15 protein-coding genes and 1 pseudogene are annotated in these 17,517 nt (G+C 63.1%); 5 read left to right on the top strand and 11 right to left on the bottom strand.

Annotation, left to right across the window (positions count from 1 at the left end):
* Positions 1-8: 8 nt before the first annotated feature.
* Positions 9-2,768, bottom strand: coding sequence for a response regulator (locus H6955_04415; protein MCP5312773.1), 2,760 nt, complete (start codon positions 2,766-2,768; stop codon positions 9-11).
* A gap of 185 nt (positions 2,769-2,953) precedes the next feature.
* Between H6955_04415 and H6955_04420 the strand changes: the two genes are divergently transcribed.
* The 3 genes from H6955_04420 to H6955_04430 all read left to right on the top strand — a co-directional run bounded on the left by H6955_04420 (position 2,954) and on the right by H6955_04430 (position 6,421).
* A complete protein-coding gene (locus H6955_04420) occupies positions 2,954-5,356 on the top strand; it encodes an EAL domain-containing protein (GenBank protein ID MCP5312774.1) in 2,403 nt (800 codons plus the stop codon).
* A gap of 128 nt (positions 5,357-5,484) precedes the next feature.
* The gene (locus H6955_04425) at positions 5,485-6,162 is read left to right on the top strand and encodes a Crp/Fnr family transcriptional regulator (GenBank protein MCP5312775.1); all 678 of its coding nucleotides are present in this window, start codon (positions 5,485-5,487) and stop codon (positions 6,160-6,162) included.
* 76 nt (positions 6,163-6,238) lie between these two features.
* Complete coding sequence (locus H6955_04430) at positions 6,239-6,421, top strand: DUF2892 domain-containing protein (protein ID MCP5312776.1); 183 nt, start codon at positions 6,239-6,241, stop codon at positions 6,419-6,421.
* A 50-nt stretch (positions 6,422-6,471) separates the two neighbouring features.
* On the opposite strand, the gene H6955_04435 is transcribed toward H6955_04430, so the two are convergent.
* The 3 genes from H6955_04435 to H6955_04445 form a co-directional block, all read right to left on the bottom strand.
* Entirely contained in the window at positions 6,472-7,536 is a 1,065-nt protein-coding gene (locus H6955_04435; GenBank protein ID MCP5312777.1) for an AI-2E family transporter, read from the bottom strand.
* Between the two features lie 118 nt (positions 7,537-7,654).
* Positions 7,655-8,026: a Crp/Fnr family transcriptional regulator gene (locus tag H6955_04440; GenBank protein ID MCP5312778.1), complete on the bottom strand. Its 372-nt coding sequence runs from the start codon at positions 8,024-8,026 to the stop codon at positions 7,655-7,657.
* Positions 8,027-8,054: 28 nt separating this feature from the next.
* Positions 8,055-8,960, bottom strand: coding sequence for a LysR family transcriptional regulator (locus H6955_04445; protein ID MCP5312779.1), 906 nt, complete (start codon positions 8,958-8,960; stop codon positions 8,055-8,057).
* A gap of 236 nt (positions 8,961-9,196) precedes the next feature.
* Here H6955_04445 and H6955_04450 point away from each other — a divergent pair, with 236 nt between their 5' ends.
* Positions 9,197-10,567 carry an outer membrane protein transport protein gene (locus H6955_04450; protein ID MCP5312780.1) on the top strand — a complete coding sequence of 457 codons (1,371 nt, stop codon included), beginning with the start codon at positions 9,197-9,199 and terminating at the stop codon, positions 10,565-10,567.
* 140 nt (positions 10,568-10,707) lie between these two features.
* On the opposite strand, the gene H6955_04455 is transcribed toward H6955_04450, so the two are convergent.
* From H6955_04455 to H6955_04465, 3 genes are all read right to left on the bottom strand, one after another.
* Entirely contained in the window at positions 10,708-11,187 is a 480-nt protein-coding gene (locus tag H6955_04455; protein ID MCP5312781.1) for a DsrE/DsrF/DrsH-like family protein, read from the bottom strand.
* Between the two features lie 50 nt (positions 11,188-11,237).
* Positions 11,238-11,468 (bottom strand): sulfurtransferase TusA family protein, encoded by a 231-nt coding sequence (locus H6955_04460; protein MCP5312782.1) that lies wholly within the window; start codon positions 11,466-11,468, stop codon positions 11,238-11,240.
* Positions 11,469-11,582: 114 nt separating this feature from the next.
* On the bottom strand, positions 11,583-11,930 hold the full coding sequence (locus H6955_04465) for a rhodanese-like domain-containing protein (GenBank protein MCP5312783.1): 348 nt from the start codon (positions 11,928-11,930) through the stop codon (positions 11,583-11,585).
* A 115-nt stretch (positions 11,931-12,045) separates the two neighbouring features.
* Here H6955_04465 and cobA point away from each other — a divergent pair, with 115 nt between their 5' ends.
* Entirely contained in the window at positions 12,046-13,482 is a 1,437-nt protein-coding gene (gene cobA, locus H6955_04470) for a uroporphyrinogen-III C-methyltransferase (GenBank protein ID MCP5312784.1), read from the top strand.
* A 30-nt stretch (positions 13,483-13,512) separates the two neighbouring features.
* Here cobA and H6955_04475 read toward each other — a convergent pair whose 3' ends face one another.
* From H6955_04475 to H6955_04490, 4 genes and pseudogenes are all read right to left on the bottom strand, one after another.
* Positions 13,513-13,992 carry a rhodanese-like domain-containing protein gene (locus H6955_04475; protein ID MCP5312785.1) on the bottom strand — a complete coding sequence of 160 codons (480 nt, stop codon included), beginning with the start codon at positions 13,990-13,992 and terminating at the stop codon, positions 13,513-13,515.
* 30 nt (positions 13,993-14,022) lie between these two features.
* Positions 14,023-14,679: a response regulator gene (locus H6955_04480; protein ID MCP5312786.1), complete on the bottom strand. Its 657-nt coding sequence runs from the start codon at positions 14,677-14,679 to the stop codon at positions 14,023-14,025.
* Positions 14,679-16,310 carry a GAF domain-containing protein gene (locus tag H6955_04485; GenBank protein ID MCP5312787.1) on the bottom strand — a complete coding sequence of 544 codons (1,632 nt, stop codon included), beginning with the start codon at positions 16,308-16,310 and terminating at the stop codon, positions 14,679-14,681. The genes H6955_04480 and H6955_04485 overlap by 1 nt, the downstream gene beginning before the upstream one ends.
* A 14-nt stretch (positions 16,311-16,324) precedes the next feature.
* A pseudogene (locus tag H6955_04490) lies at positions 16,325-17,473 on the bottom strand (rhodanese).
* Between the last annotated feature and the right edge of the window lie 44 nt (positions 17,474-17,517).

Consider the following 17,517-nt stretch of genomic DNA (forward strand, 5'->3'; position numbering starts at 1 on the left):
GTCCGGCGTCAGGCAGCCGAGGCGTTGGCGACGTGCTCCCTGAGCGCCTGTTCGGCGACCTGATAGGCAGCTTCGACGGCGCGGAACGCAGCCGACGCTTCAGACAGGTTGCCACCCCGCGCCAGTCGCTCCGCCTCGCGCGCCAGCTCCGAAAGTTGCATGGCACCGACATTGGCGCTGCTGGATTTGAGTGAATGCACCGGGTTGACCAGCGCCTCGACGCTGCCCCGGTCGATCGCCGCGTGCCCATCAGCAAGCAGTTTCGGCGCATTGCGCAGATAGGTGCGCAGCAGACTCAGATAGTCGTCTTCCATGATCTCCTGCAGTTCACGCAGTACGCCCTCGTCGAGAACCGGATTCATCACCTTCTCCTGCTCCTGTTTGACCGGTGCATTCAGGGCCGCCCGCTGAGGCAGCTTCGCCGCTGCTGTGATCCAGCCGGCAACACAGTTACGCAATTCGTCGAGACTGACCGGCTTTGCCAGGTAGTCATCCATACCCGCATCGATGCACTTCTCGCGGTCGCCCTCCATCGCGTTCGCCGTCATTGCGATGATCGGCGTCGGCGCACGGCCCTCGCCTTTCTCACGCTGCCGGATCCTGCGCGTGGCCTCGTAACCATCCATCACCGGCATCTGGCAGTCCATGAAAATGATATCGAAGCGCTGGCTGTCGAACTGTGACAAAGCCTCGCTGCCATCAGTCGCAGACACGCAACCCAGGCCCAGCTTCGACAGGGCCTTGCGCACCACACCCAGGTTCACCGGATTGTCCTCGACCAGCAGCACCTGGCCGGAAAACTCGCCGCCCCTCACCACTTCAGGCATCTCGTCGAGAGAGACGTCCCACGCCGAGACGTTCAGGTCATCATAGATCTCTTCCGGCCGGAGTTCCGGATTCCCAAAATGGCGACTCTCGACATCGAACAGGCGGTGCAATACGCGCCGCAGCGGCTCTGGACGCAGCGCATCGGTCAGCACCAGTACGCCGAATTCACGTTTGATCTTCTGCGCCAGCGCGTCCGAGCGCACGGCAACGACAATGTTGATGCGTTTGAGGGCATCGACACTGCGTATCTCGGCCAACAAGCCGGGTAAACGATGTTCGATACCGGTGCCATCGATCAACACCAACTCGTAGACCCAGCTGTCACCCAGCATTGCCGAGGAGCGCAGCTTGGATACCGCATCCGCAGGTTCAATCGTGGCCTCTTCGACCACCCCCCAACTGCGCAGATTCTGTGCAACGCGCGCTGCATTCTCGGCATCCGCTATCAGGGTAAGGATACGTACCCCCTGCAGGTTGCGACGTGCCGAAGGCACCTCCATCACCGATTTGCGCAACGGCACCAGGAACCAGAACGTCGAACCCTGCCCAGGGGTCGAGCGCACACCGATTTTGCCGCCCATCAGTTCGACCAGGCGCTTGCAGATGACCAGCCCGAGACCGGTACCACCATGCTTGCGCGTGGTCGAGGCATCCGCCTGGGTGAACGACTGAAACAGACGATCGGCGGTCTCCATCGACATACCGATGCCGGTGTCGGCCACCGCAAACAGCAACTCGACCTCCTTCTGGCTCGTCTGACCACGTGACACCTCCACCCGGATGCCGCCTTCCTCAGTGAACTTGATCGCGTTGCTCACCAGGTTGATCAGGATCTGCCGCAGGCGAATCGGGTCGCCGCGCACCACGTGAGGCACGCTTTCGGCGACACTCGCACTCAGCTTCAGGTTGTGATTGCGCGCACTGCCGCTCATCAGCTCTGTTACCGAGCCGACCAGATCGCGGACATCGATCTCAATCGACTCCAGCTGCAGCTTGCCGGACTCGACCTTGGCGAAGTCGAGGATGTCGTTGATGATGCGCAACAGGTGGCGCGACGAACTCTGCGCCGTGCGCACGAACTTCTGCTGCTCGCCGTTCAATGGCGTGTCGCGCAGCATTTCCAGAATCGGCAGGATACCGTTCAGCGGGGTGCGGATTTCGTGGCTCATCGTCGCCAGGAACTCGGTCTTGGCACGGCTGGCGTCCTCGGCGAGGTTGAGTATCTCGGCGAGTTCGGCCTCCAGGGTCACCCGCCGGCCTTCGGCCTCACGCAGGCGGGCCTCATCGTCGTCGAGACGGCGCTGCAGTTCGGACGCCTCGAACCGCTGGTAATGGAGGTCCGCCGCCGTCAACTGTATACGCCGCGCGTAGAGGGCCGCCATGCCGGCCAACAGTGCCAGCGCCCCCCACACACCGGCGGCGAGTATCAGCTCCTGGAGCGGTTGGCCGGAAACGAACACCAGACCGAGCGCGAATGCCAATTGCACCAGCAGTTGCGTGATCAGACACGACACACTCGACAGGTTCGGCAGCAGCGAGATCGCCAACGCCAGGCAGACGATCGCCAGCAGCCGGCCTTCGAGGGGATCGAAGGTCATCGAAACCGCAAGCGCGAACGCCCAGGCGGCACTGCTGAGCGCCATTACTGCGGTCACGAACATTCGCCAACGGGCCACCGAATGGCGACTCAGCAAGCGCCGGCCGAGTACCGGCCCCCCGAAGGCGGCGAGTAGCGCGGGTGCCGTCGCCCATCCCAGCCAATAACTGTCCAGCCGCGTCTCGGCAGTACCCAGCCATGCAACCAAGGCGGTGAGAATCAGCAGGGCGCCGCCGGCAAAACCAGCCAGCCAGGCCGCACTTCTGAGGCTGTCCACGTCCAGCAGACCGCGCAGGGCCTGGGCGCCGATCTCGGCTTCTGTCGGGTCTCGTTCTGGCGCCACGCTGGTCTGTCGACCTCCCCGGCCGGGCAAATGGGATAGGCGCCATTGTGCAATCTAAACAGCGCTTTAGCAGGAATGATTGTGGCAGACTATGCACAGATAGCATATCGTTGAACGAAAGCCGCCGATGCACCCGGGGAGGTCCCGGCGCAACCCAAGCTCAGCGTGCAGGAGAATCGAATTCGATGGCGCCACCGCCGGACGTAACACCAGGCAGTCACGAGGTGGGGCGCGACGCGTTCGTCCAACAGTTGCCGAAACGTATCGCCGCGGTCGAAGATATCTGGTCCAGGCTCGAGACGGGACCCTGGGACGCGAGCCAGCTCACGGCGCTGTACGAGCGGGTACGCGAGATCTCCGAGTCGAGCCGTCTCTATTCGCTGTTTCAGCTGAACGAGAGCGTTTTCTCGCTCGAGGTCTACCTGAGTTCTTTCGTCGGCTCGGATATTCGGCCCGGTGCGGCCCAGATGGACGCGATCGCCGGGCTCGTTCGCGCGCTCAAGACCTCGGCCAACGTGACCACCGCGGTGGAACATCGCGCGGACGCCTCTCCGGGCGAGGCCGCGATCTACGTGCTCGGCGACGCCGAAGGCATCACTACCGGGCTGGCGACGGCACTGCGTGGCCTGGGATGCGACGTCCAGTACTTCTCGGACACCGCGGCGCTGGTCAGCCAGCTGCAGCCACGCCTGCCGAAACTGATCGTCGCCGACACGGCGATGCTGCCCAAGATGCAGCCGCTGTCCGCAGAGTTGATCCGTCTGCGCACCCACATGTCGGTCGAGATTCCACTGATATTCATCAGCGATTCCAGCGCCCTGCAGCTGCGTGTCGATGCGATCCGCGCCGGCGGCGATGGCTATTTCGTAACGCCGTTGGATACCGATGCGGTCGCATTGCGACTGCGCGAAATGGCAGTGCCGAGCGACCAGCGGGCATTCCGTGTCGTGGTGGTCGAGGACGACCCGACGCAGGCCGACTTCGCCGCATCCATATTGCGCAAGGCCGGCGTGGAGGTGCTGCAGGTTACCGAGCCGGTCAAGGTCATCGACAGCCTGCGGACCTTCCGGCCCGACCTGATCCTGATGGACATCTATATGCCGGAGGTCAACGGCATTGAACTGACGACGATCATCCGCGACCACAAGGAATTCGTCGCCGTACCGATCGTGTTCTTGTCCGGTGAGCAGAACACCGACAAACAGCTGGATGCGCTGAGCGTCGGCGGTGACGATTTCATCGCCAAGCCGATCCGTCCAAAACATCTGCTGGGCATAGTGCAGACCCGGATCCGCCGCGCACGCCAGATGTTGAGTGCGACGGGCCAGCCGCGCAAGCATGACCGCGTCACGGGACTGTTCTCCCGACAACACCTGCTCGATCGGACCGCCAGCCTGATAGATGCCGGCGTACATCGTCCCCCTGCAGCGGTGATCGTCGTGCAGCCCGACGACCTCCAGCGCCTGCAGGAAAGCATCGGTGTAGGCGGCGTCGACCACCTGATGTCGGAGATCGGCGCTGTGATCGCCGACGAGTCGGACGACACCGATCTCGCCGCACGCATCGACGAACACAGTTTCGCCGTGCTCAGCAAGCGCGATGACGACGACGCTATCGTAGAGCTCGCCGAGCGCATCCTGCTGCGGATCGCCGAGCATGAGTTCGCCGATCATGCGAACAAGACGGCCAGCGCCGGCGTGTGTTTCATCGATGACCGGCTGGAAGACGCAAATGGCGTCGTCAACCGCGCCAAGACGGCTTGCGAAGAGGCCGCCGTGCATGGCGGCAACAGAGTCCACACCCACCGTACGGAGAGTGACAGTCAGGAGATCCTGGCGATCCCGGAAAACGACATCGCGCTGCGGGTCAAGGCTGCGCTGCGCGACGAAGGGTTCATCGTCCAGTACCAACCGCTGCTGGACCTGCAGACCCGCGGAAGCGAGAACTACGAGATCGTGCTGCGCCTGCAGAATGCGCAAGGTGATCTGATCGGCGATCAACAGCTGGTGGAAGCCGCGGAAATCGCGGGCGTCTGCGAACAGCTCGACCAATGGATTCTGGAACGCGCCATCGACTTGCTGAAACAGCGTCGGGATACCGGCCGGCGCACGCGGATATTCGTCCGCCAGTCGGCACGCAGCGCGCTCGATGCCAACATGCCCGTTCAGCTGGAAGGGCGTTTGCGAACCAAGCAGATGGTCGGCACCGGTTTGGTGATCGATTTTCGCCTGCCCGATCTTTCCCACGACCTCAAAGTCGCCCAGCAAAACATCAAAGCCCTTCGCCAGATGGATGTCGAAGTCTCGTTGTCACACTTTCCCGAGAAAGACGCCGCATTCAAAGTGCTGCGGTTTCTGCAGGCACGCTACATCAACATCGCCCCCCGGCTGCTGAAGGCCGACCGGGAAACGATAAGCAGCGTCATTCGGCAGGCCCACCAGGCCGCGGCGAAAGTGATCGTCTCCAACGTCGACGACCCGCGCAGCATCGATCTGCACTGGTCGTCCGGTGCGGATTTCCTGCAGGGCAACTTCATCCAGCGCCCGCTGGAAAACATGGACTACGACTTCAGCCAGGTGGTGATCTGATGTCCGTCCAGGCGCATCACCGGGCCTCCGGCTTGCGCCATTGGCGGATCATGCGGCCCGTGCGTGAGGCATGCAGGCTGCAGCACCGTTCCGCGAGGCAGTACAACTGCAAGTCGGGACGCTGAGGCGTGCTCGACCCGCGTACCATCGCAGTGCTCGAGCGGCAGTACCCGCAGATCGCCGCAGACCCCGATCTCCTGCACGAGTGCGCCACTTTCGGCAGCTTGATACGACTGCCGAAGGGCCACAACATCTGCCACGAGGGCGACCGCTGCAGTCATCTCGCTTTGCTCACCCTCGGCTCGGCGAGGGTGTTCAAGCTGGCCGAATCGGGGCGTGAGATCACGCTGTATCGCATAGAACCCGGCGAGTGCTGCATCCTCACGGCGTCGTGCATGCTCAGCGGCCGCGACTTTCCCGCGAACGCGAGTGCGGAATCCGAGGTCGAGGCGGTCGTCCTGCCGGAGACCCAGGTTCACCGCTGGATGAACTCATCGGAATCCTGGCGTCGCTTCCTCTGGAACCTGTTGGCGGTGCGGCTCGGCGAGGTGATCGGCCTGGTCGAGGAGGTTGCGTTCCGCCGGATCGACCAACGCCTGGGCGAGTACCTGACCAACCTGGCTGGCGAGAAAGGCGGCGTCATTCAGGCGACCCACAGCCAGATCGCGGCGGATCTCGGCACCTCGCGCGAGGTGGTCAGCCGAGTGCTCAAGGACTTCGAGATGCGCGGTCTGCTGCGTCTCGCCCGCGGGCGCATCGAACTCGAAGATCCAAGGACGCTACGCACCGGCCTCGGGTCTTTGTGACTATGTCACTGACGGAAAGGGTCGATCGCCCTAATCTAGCGACACAATCGCAAATCCGTGACGTCAGGAGGTCACTATGGGCAAGAACGTGGGTACTGTGGATCGCATCATTCGGGCGGTGGTCGGTATCGCGCTGATCGCGTGGGGCTATACCACGCAGAATTGGCTTGGCGCGATCGGTCTGGTGCCGCTGTTCACCGCACTGGTCGGCTGGTGCCCGGCCTACCTGCCATTCGGCATCAAGACCAACAAGTCTTGAGTCACCTGGCGTGACCCTCGGCGGCAAAGGCCGCCGCGGGTTGCGTTGCGTCAGGCAGGGCTCGCCACCGACCGCGTTGCCGGCCAGGCGCGCAACACCGCGTTCACCAGGGTCGCCAGCGGGATTGCGAAAAACACCCCCCAGAAACCCCACAGGCCGCCGAACACCAGGATCGCAACGATGATCGCGATCGGGTGTAGGTTCACGACCTCACCGAACAACAGCGGCACCAACACGTTGCCGTCGAGCGCCTGGATCACGAGATAGGCGACACTCACCCAGATGAAGTCGGATCCCCACCCCCACTGGAACCAGGCCACCAGCACGACCGGGAAAGTCACCACCGTGGCACCGACATACGGCACGACCACCGAAAGACCGACCAGCACCGACAGCAACATCGTGTACTGCAGGCCGAAGAACGAGAATGCCAGCAGCGTTGCCGCCCAGACGATGATGATCTCCCAGAACTTGCCGCGCACGTAGTTGGCGATCTGGCGGTCCACCTCGCGCCACACCATGTCGGCCAGGTGTCGCTCGCCCGGCATGAATCCACCGATCCAGCGCATGATGATGTCCTTGTCCTTCAGAAAGAAGAACACCAGCATCGGCATCAACACGAGATACACGACAATCGTCAGCACGCCGACCACCGACGATACCGACATGCTGAGCACCTCCTGACCGTAACTGCCGATCTCCCGGCGAGCCGCGTCGAGAATCTCTTGTGCCTGCTGCGGCGACAGCACCTCCGGGAAGCGCTCCGGCAGCGCCATCAATGCCTTCTGGCCGACACCGATCATCGCCGGCAACTGCTGTATCAACTCCGTCACCTGGCGCGACAACAGCGGCAGCAGGCCGAACAGGATCAGGGTCACGAACAGCATGAACGCGAAGAACACCAGGGTCACTGCGATCCACCGCGGCACTCCCCGATCCTCGAATACGACGACCAGGCCCTCGAGCAGATAGGCGATGATCGCACTGGCGATCACCGGGGCAAGCATGTCGCCCATTGTCAGCACGACCGCGAACCCGATCACCAGGACCAGGGTCAGGAACACGATCTGCGGGTCGGAGAAGGTTCGGCGGAACCAGTCAGTGATCAATCGCATGCGCTTGCTCTGTGCGGGGCTTCGAATCCACCCGGTTGACTTCCACGGCAATCATTGCCGAGCGGTGCCGTCCGCAGGTACCACAGGCGCCTGTCATCGGCTGGTGAGCGACTCACCTTCAGGACGATTTTACGCGTTCGTAGTGTCGACGGAAAACGACCTCGAGTTCATCGATCACCTCGACCGCCGGCCTGCCCTGCATCACATGGGCGGTCATCAATGACGACGTCTCATGCAGCAAAGCATCCTTGTCCAGCATCGGGAAGCTGGCCGACAGGCGGCGGATCGCCGCGATCACGCTCTCCGATGCGGGTCGCGGTATCTCCTGTGGCTGCGCTTCCGGCGGTTGCTCCACCGCTCCGTCTGGAGCGCGTTGGGCGAGAAACTCGGCATAGCTCAGCAGCCCCTGGCGGTCGGCGTCACTCAGTTTGCGAAATAGATTCAGCAAATGCTGCTGTTCAGCAGGCAACTGGAGCTTGGGTGGAAGCATGCGCCTTGGGCCGGTCTGCGCGGAACGCTCAATCGTCCCGGTGCGCCTTGCAGTAGGCGCGTGCAAACTCGAGCAGTTCTTCCATCACGCGCACGCGGAACTTCTGCTTTTGATGGACGAACGAAAACGGCCGTTCCAGCGGCGGATCGAGGTCGATCGCCACCAGGGTGCCGAGACGCAGCTCTTTCTGTATGGTCGCATTGGAGACGACCGAGATGCCCATGCCGGCCTCGACCGCACCTTTGACCGCCTCCGGACTGCCCAGCTCCATCGCAACGTCCATGCAGGTCTGGCAACGCGAAAGGCGACTCATGTACTCGGCGATGACCTCGCGCGTTCCCGATCCCTCCTCCCGGCAGATGAACGGGTATTCGAGGAGTTCCTCGAGCGTGATGGTCTCGAGACTGGACTTGGGGTGGCCCGGCGGCACGATGGCGACGAGGTTGTCCCGCCGGCACTCGTCGACCACCAGGTTCTTGTTGCTGACGGGGGCCTCGACGACCCCCAGATCGATGGTGTTGTTCTCGACCATCGACACGATGCCGTCGGTGTTCGACACCTTCAGGTGGATGCTGACATCCGGATATTTGGCGCGGAAGTCGCCGAGCAGCGCAGGCAGCATGTATTCGGCGATCGTGGTGCTCGCCCCGATGGTCAGCGAGCCGCTGATCTCGCCGGTCATTTCGCGGACCGCATTCTCCATCTCACCGTACAGCTCGAAGATCTTGTCCGAGTACTCGTATACGCGGGCTCCCGCTTCGGTCAGGCTGATGCGGTTGTGAGTACGATCGAACAGGCGCGTGTTGAAATACTCCTCCAGCTGGCGCACCTGGAAGGTCACCGCCGGTTGGGTCATGTGCAGGGTCTCGGCCGCCTTGGTAAAGCTCAACAGACGGGCCACAGTATGGAAAACTTGCAACCGGCGGTCGGCCATGACTCAAGTGCTCTCAGTGGATGAATAAGCGAGTTTTATATTATAGCCAGTTAATACTTCAAAGTCTGCGGCGCCAGACGATACCTGTCGCAGCGATCCAAAACCCGACCCGCTGCCGAATTCCGGCGCACCTGTATGGCATTTGCCCGCCTTATCGCCTAGCCTCTCGCGTTGAGCAGGCAGCCGGCTCTAGGGATTAAGACCTGCCAGTCACTTTCATCGGAGGGTAGAAGATAATGTTGCAGAGGTTTCCAGTCAGGCCCGCCGCAGGTCCTTTGTTCACCACGGCGCTGGTCGCACTGGCCGGCAGCCAAGGACTATACGCCGCTGGGTTTGCGCTGATCGAGCAGAGTGTCCCGGGGATGGGTACCGCCTATGCAGGTGCTGCCGCGAGCGCCGATACGGTGGATACGCTGTATTTCAACCCGGCGGGCATGACCCGGCTACCGGGCACCCAGGCGGGTGCCGGGGTTCACCTGGTGCTGACGAACAACGAGTTCAAGAACGAAGGCAGCACCTTCTCGCCGCTGGTCGGCGGCGCCCCGATCAACGGCGACAATGGCGGCAACGCCGGCACATCGGCAGGCATCCCGCACCTGTATCTGACCCACGAACTGAACGACAGGGTGTGGCTGGGCATGGCGATCAACGTCCCGTTCGGCCTGGCAACCGAGTACGACGACGACTGGGTCGGTCGCTATCACGCGATCCACTCGGAGGTCGAGACGATCAACCTGAACCCCTCGATCGCATTCAAGGCGACCGATCAACTGAGTCTCGCGATCGGCGTCAGCGCGATGTATCTCAAGGGCGAATTCACCAATGCGATCGATTTCGGCACGCTGAACCAGATCCCGGTCTCGCTGGGTGGACTCGGCGGTCTGCTCGGACCGGCCGGCCCCGGACAGTTCGACGGCAATATCAAGATCGAAGGCGATAGCTGGGGCTGGGGCTACAATGCGGGTCTGCTGTACGAGTTTTCGCCCGGGACCCGGGTTGGCCTGCACTACCGCTCCGAGGTGACCCAGGATATCAAGGGCGACGCCCATTTCGGGCTTCCGAACCCGGCGCTGGGCGCCGTGTTCTCCAACACCGATGTCGAAGCCAGCGTGGACCTGCCGGCCTCCGCGTCGTTGAGCGCCTACCATGAGCTGAACAACGAGTGGGCACTGTTGGCCGACTATACCTGGACCGGCTGGAGCAGCATCCCGGAACTTCGATTCGACTTCGACAACAACCTGCCGGACGGTGTCACCACCTTCAAATGGAAAGACACCAGCCGCGTTTCGCTCGGCATGACCTATCATCCGGGCGGCGGGCGCCTGATCTACCGATTCGGTGCGGCCTATGACGAATCGCCGGTCCGCAGCGCACAGGACCGTTCGCCGCGCCTGCCGGACGCCGACCGGCTGTGGGTGGCACTGGGCGCCAGTTACCAGGCGACCGACAATCTCGCGATCGACGTCGGTTACGCGCACCTGTTCGTCAACGATCCGCGCATCTCGAAGACCGGCACCGAGCCCGAGGACGTGACCCGTGGTGCCTTGCGTGGCAGCTACGACTCGAGTGTGGACATCCTCTCGGTCGAGGCGCGTTACATGTTCTGAGGAAACCACCGCCACCTGGCCGGCGGCGTAGCAGCGCCGCCCCCGTCGGCCAATCGGTGCAACACACAAACGAAGACCCCCGCCTTACGGCGGGGGTCTTTGTGCGATCGGGTCCCGCGGCTGGGCGCGGTCAGGCTCGATCAGATGTAAAGGCAGATGTCCGACTGTCCGGCGAACTCGAAGAAACGTGCGGCGCCGGCAAACTCTACGCCTTCGATGAACGCCGAAGGATCCATGTCGAAGAGATCGACAGTCATCTGGCAGGCAATCAGCCTCACCTCGGCCTCCTGACAGAGCTCGCGCAGCTCCTCCAGGCTGGCCACGCCTTTGCTGGCCATCTTCTTCTTCATCATCGAAGTCATCATCGCTTCCATGCCCGGCAAAGCCGTCAGCAGGGTCGGGAACCACTTGTCCATGCCCATCGGCATCGGCATGCCCGGATTGCCCAGCGGTGTCACCTTGAGATCAAGGTCTTTCTTCAGCAGTTGAAGACCGTAGAAGGTGAAAAAGATTTCGGTCTCGTAGCCCAGTGCGGCTGCGGTCGAAGCGAGAATAAACGGCGGATACGCCCAATCCAGAGAACCCTTGGTGGCGATGATGGCGAGTTTCTTTTCATCCATCTGTACACCCTCCTAACGTCGGGAAATTTGATCTGCCCCAGAGCCTGGGATCAGGCCTTTTTGATGAGGAACTGGAATTTGCCGCCCTCTTCCTTGGATTCCATCAACTCGTTTCCGGTCTGACGGGCGAATGCCTCGAAGTCTTTTACCGAACCCGGGTCAGTCGCGATGATGTGCAAAACCTTGCCCGACTCCATGCCGGCCAGGGTCTTCTTCGCACGCAAGATCGGCAGCGGGCAGTTCAGGCCGCTTGCGTCCAGTTCTTCGTCGAAATCAGCCATGGGCAACCTCCAGGATGCTCTGTTGTCGTTGTCTTGAAAAAGCGGTTGATCCTTATATTCGAACCGACTAAGAAACGCAAGGATCCTGTCAGCCCCGCGCCCCGCGGCCGAACATCAAATCATGTGCGCACGCGGCTGATGCTGCGGTGCAGCGATATCGAAGCCGAGACGCGCCCAGGCGATGATGCCGCCACGCAGATTGACGACATTGCCGACACCCTGTTGACCGAGGAAGTTACAGGCATGATAGGAGCGTGCGCCGCTGCGGCAGTACAGCACGACATCTTTGTCTTTCGGCAGATCGTGCATCCGCAAAGGAATAAGATGCATAGCGAGATGCTCGGAATTCGGCAACACGCCCTGCGCTACCTCGGCGTCGCTGCGGATATCGATCAGCGCGATATCTTCTCCGGCATCGATGCGCGCCTTGAGATCCGCTGCATCAATTTCTTTAACAAACATCGCGACCTCGCAAGATTGTTGGGGGTCAAATGATCGATGTAGTATATTAATGAATCCTCATATAGTCAATCCGACGCACGCCGGACGACATTAACCGTGACGTAGCCAGGCCACTATGCAACATCTACCCATATTCCTGTCCGTGCGCGATCAGCGCTGCGTGGTGATCGGCGGCGGCGAGATTGCGACCCGCAAGGTCGTGCAGCTGATGCGCTCCGGAGCAACGGTGCACGTCATCGCCCCGCAGTTGTGCCCGAGCCTGGCCAAGTTTGCCGGCGAAGGACGCCTGGAACACGTCGCGCGCGCCTACCGCGAGGGCGACCTCGACGGTGCCTACCTCGCATTCGCCGCGACAGACGACGAGACGGTCAATCAGGCGGTCGCCGTGGAAGGCGAACAACGCCGGGTGCCGGTCAACGTCGTCGACAACCCCGAACACGGCAGTTTCATCATGCCCTCGGTCATCGATCGGTCGCCCGTCGTCGCCGCGGTGTCCACCGGCGGTGCATCGCCGGTGCTGGCCCGCTTGATCCGGTCACGCCTCGAATCGGTGATCCCGGCCGGCTACGGCCGTCTCGCCGAACTCGCCGGCCGTTTCCGCGATCGCGTCAAACAGATGATCGCCGACCCCGCCGATCGCCGGCGTTTCTGGGACTGCATCCTGCAGGGTGGGGTCGCCGAGCGGGTGTTCTCCGGTCATATGCACGAGGCCGAGTTGCTGCTCGAGCGGGAACTCGACCAGGCCCGGGAGCATGCGGGCATGGGCGAGGTCTACCTCGTCGGCGGCGGACCGGGCGACCCCGACCTGCTCACGTTCCGCGCGCTGCGCCTGATGCAGCAGGCCGATGTCGTCGTCTACGACCGCCTGGTTGCCAAGGCCGTGCTCGAGATGACACGCAGCGACGCGGAGCGCATCTACGTCGGTAAGGAACGCGACAACCACGCGATGCGCCAGGAAGAGATCAACCAGCTCCTGGCCGACCTCGCGAAGCAAGGCAAGCGCGTCGTCCGGCTGAAAGGCGGCGACCCGTTCATCTTCGGACGCGGCGGCGAAGAGATCGATACCCTGGCCAGCCAGGGTGTGCCCTTCCAGGTGGTGCCCGGCATCACCGCGGCATCCGGCTGTGCAAGCTATGCCGGCATCCCGTTGACGCACCGGGACTATGCGCAATCGGTGACCTTCGTGACCGGCCACCTCAAAGACAACACCATGAACCTGAACTGGCCGCAGCTGGTGCAGCCGAATCAGACCGTGGTGTTCTACATGGGCCTGAAAGGGCTCCCGGTGATCAGCCGTGAACTGCAGGCCCACGGCATGCCGGGGGACACGCCCGCGGCACTGGTCGAACAGGGCACGACCCATCAGCAGCGCGTGTACACCGCAACGGTCGAGACCTTGCCGGGTCTGGTGGAGCGGGCGAAACCGAAACCGCCGACGCTGATCATCGTAGGCGAGGTCGTACAACTGCACGGCAAGCTCGCGTGGTACAAGGCACCGGAACGCTCGGAACTCGGTGCGACGACGCCGATCACTCCGGGAACGGAGCTCTGATCCAGCGAATCATCCGCCGGGCAAGGTGTTTCATTTCCCCCGCCAGCCCGCTGGCCGCAGCTGGTCGGTACGCAACTTGGGTGTGAAATAGACGTCTGCATTGTCGAGATCGACATCTGTACCAGCATCATCGACCAGCGGTTGTTCGTAGTCCTTCCAGCCGCGCAGCCCGGTCTTCAACGACGACACATTGGTGTAACCCAACAGCTGCATCGAATGTGCCGCGAGCACGCTGCGGTATCCGGAGCGGCACACCACCACGACTTCCCGCGAGCGCGCTTCGACCAACTCGGGTTCGGTCTCTTCGTAGTCCCATTCACAGGCCGATTCCAGAATGCCGCGCGGGACATTGAGCGAACCGGCGATGTGCATCGCCTGGTACTCGTATGGCTCGCGAACATCGACGATCAGCAGATCCGGATTCTCCTGCAGGCGTTCCTCGAGATCCCACGGCATGATCTCCCTGACCTCGGTCAGGCAGTCACTGACAAGTTCCAGAAAGTGTTTCATTTATCGCTCCAGACAGCGGAGTGCCGCGGGTCAGCTGGATTCACCGCCACGACCACAGATGTTTTGTTCCACGGCAATCACGGCCGCCTCGACACGCGAATGCACGTCGAGCTTGCGCAGTATTGCCTTGACGTGCAGTTTCACGGTGCCGTCCGAGATGCCGAGATTGCGCGCGATGACCTTGTTGCTCTGCCCTTCGGCGAGGTGGCACAGGATCTCGAGTTCACGCGGTGTCAGCTCGGCCAGTGAGCGCTGATTCGGTTCGTCCGCAGCCTCGCCCTGCACCGCCTTGGCGAGCACGATCGTCAGTTCGGGAGCCACCACCGTCTGTCCGGCGACGATGTCGTTCATCGCCTTTATCAGATCATCGGGTTCCATGTCCTTCAGCAGGTACCCGCGCGCTCCGCTCTGCAGGGCGCTGACCACGTCCGCCTCCTCGCGACTGGTGGTCAGGATCACCACCGGCATCGAAACCTGACGGCGGCGCAGTTCCTGCAGCACCTCGAGGCCGGACATCGTGGGCATGCGCATGTCCAGCAGCACCACATCCGGTGTCTTCTCCTCGACCCATTTGATGCCCTGTTCACAATCGCCGACCGCAGCGACCACCTCGATCCCGCGTCGTTCGAGCAACTCGCTCAGCCCCATGCGAAAAAGCGCGTGATCGTCGATCATCAAGACGCGCATCAGCTTATCCAACGTTGCTCGGCCGGCTGCCGGTTGGGCTTGGGCTGATAGAACAGTTCCACGCGGGTTCCCTCTCCCACCTCGCTTTCGATGCGCAGATTACCACCCAGGCGACGCGCCCGCTCCTCCATGATCGACAGGCCGATGTGCTCGCCCGGGCGGCCGCGTTTCGCCGCGTCTTCGAATCCGACGCCATCATCTTCGACCAACAGGCTGTAGGGCCCGCCACTGCGACAGCTGAACAACACCCGCACCGTATGGGCCTGGGCATGCTTGCGGATATTCGCCAGACATTCCTGGGCGATGCGCAGAACCTGCATCTCCTCGGCAGACGACAGGTTGGGTTCGCGACATTCGTTCTGGAACAGCACGTGGATTCCGGTCTCCCTGCCGAAACGATCGACCTGCTTTTCCAGTGCCGAGATCAGACCGCGTTGATCGATCGGTGCACGGAAGCTGTTCAACAGCTCCCGCAGTTCGGTATGCGCCTCGTCCAGTCCCGCACGGATGCGTTGCGCATCCTTGGACGCTGCCTGGCTGCCGCCGTCCTGGTGCAACAGGTCCTCGAGCAGACGCACCTGAAACCGCAGGCTGGCCAGGGTCTGCGCCAGGGAATCGTGCAGCTCGTGGGCGAGCGTCGTACGCTCCTCCATGATCGACAGGCGGCGTGCCTCCTGGTCGGAGCGCTGTTTCGCGACCGCCATGCCGAGGTGGCTACCGACCGTCTGCAGCAGCTCGAGTATGTCCTCGCGACCGGAGATACCCGGCCGGTGTACGAAGACGTTGTACATGCCGAGCAGCTCACCGTGGTAGTCGAGCGGCACCGACAGCAGCTCGATCTCGGCGGCACCGAACATCGCGCGTTTGAGCTGCCGCACGCAGTGCCGCGCCGGATTGTCGCATAGCACGTCACCGGCGGAGAGCGCCTTGCCGCATACGCACAGGGTCAGTGGCAACATCTCGCGCTCGCGCAACACTTCGTTGTTGACGCCGATCGATCCGATCACGCGCATGCTGCCATCGCCCTGTTCCAGGCGCACGGTGGCGGCCACACCGTTGACCATCTCTTTCAGAACCCGCAGGTAGCGCAGCAGCAGGTCCTCCAGATCATGCGCCTGGTTGATGCTCGCGGCGACCTCGTAGAGGATCTTCAAGGACGCCGTCTTTTGCGCCAGACGCGTGGTGTGCCGCGAGACACGGTTGTCCATGTCCTCGTAAAGCTCACTGAGTTCTTCGTTGAGACTGTCGATGTCGCTGACCATGGTCCCCAGGACGCCGCTGCCGTCGAGCGACAGACTGGCCCCGGGTTCTCCGGCGCACACGCGCGACACGGCTTCCTCGAGGCGTGCGAGCGGTTCGATCAAGTCGCCGCGCAGGCGGTGCAACCCGACCAGGAATGCGAGGCATGCGACGACCACCGCGATCGCCAGTGCGCCGAGCGACAGGCGCGTGTCGCCGATCCCGGCCGACAGGGCCACCGTCGCCAGCAACGCGAGCCCCAGGGCGCTGCCCAGTACGACCAGTGGAGCCAGTAGGCGGGCACCACTGAATATCCGCTGGATACGCCCGCCTATGCTCGCGCCGCGCGGGGGTTCGGTCACGTCTGCCGCGGGCTCTGCGTTGGTATTCATTCTCACGACAGTTCTCACGTTAGCAGGCCCGCACGCTGCAGCGCTGTGCGCATCGCGGCGCGGCGCGCGAGCGCGAGCGCGGACCCCAGCGCCTTGCCGCTCAGCCCCGGTTCGGCCAGGTCTTCCCGCCTGACCGCGCGTGCCGCCACGAACGCCGTACGCAGCATCGCACCGAGCCGCGGATCGTCGAAGCGCGCCTCGCACACCAGGATCTCGGCCGCATTGTCGGCCTGTCCGTCCAGAGCGCGCCATTGCCGCGCCAGGTCGAACAGCGCATCGATGTCGGCATCCCGCGCCGCCGCACAGGCATCACGGGCCACCACGCTGCGCCGCAGAAGCTGCGTGGTGACACGATCGGCACAGATGCCGGTGGCCAGCGACTGCGCATCGCTGTCGGTATCGACGCACTCCGCCAGTGTCGCGGCAAGCCGCACACCCGGGTCGGCGCTACGCGCTGCGATGCGTTTCAACGTCGCCACCGGCGCGCTGTCCGGCGCCGCAGCATGCGCTACCGTCTCACCCAATGTCGCCGCGAGCCGGGGGATCAACACCCCCAGCGCGCCACAGCGGTGCAGTACCTCGAAGAACCGCCAGGGCTGCGCGGTCTGCATCGCCTTGAACATCTCGCGCCAGAGTCGCTCGCTGGTCAGTTGCCGCATGTCGCCCCTTTCCACCATCTGGCACATCAGACGATGCGTCGAATGCGCGACGTGGAAACCGAACTGTCCCAGCTTCGCGGCAAACCGGGCGATGCGCAACACCCGCAACGGATCCTCGACGAACGCCGGAGACACATGCCGCAACAACCCGGCTGCGAGATCCTCGCGCCCGCCGAACGGATCGACGACGTCACCCTGTTCGTCCTGCGCGATCGCGTTTACCGTCAGGTCGCGCCGGCGCAGGTCCTCTTCGAGGGTGACGTCCGGGCCCGCCTCGACGGAGAAACCACGATAGCCGGCACCGGTCTTGGTCTCGCGACGCGCCAGCGCGTACTCCTCGCCGGTCTGGGGGTGGCGATACACCGGAAAGTCCGGGTCGGCGGCGACATAGCCGGCCGCCCGCATCGCCGTCGCGTCGGCACCCATCACAACCCAGTCGCGCTCCACCACCGGCAGACCCAGCAGACCGTCGCGCACCGCACCACCGACGAGGTAGACCTTCACAACCGGCCTCCGCCGGCCACCCGGTCGCCCGGCCGCCGGTCGGC

The organism is Chromatiaceae bacterium (genome assembly GCA_024235395.1).
GTDB lineage: Bacteria > Pseudomonadota > Gammaproteobacteria > Chromatiales > Chromatiaceae > Thiosocius.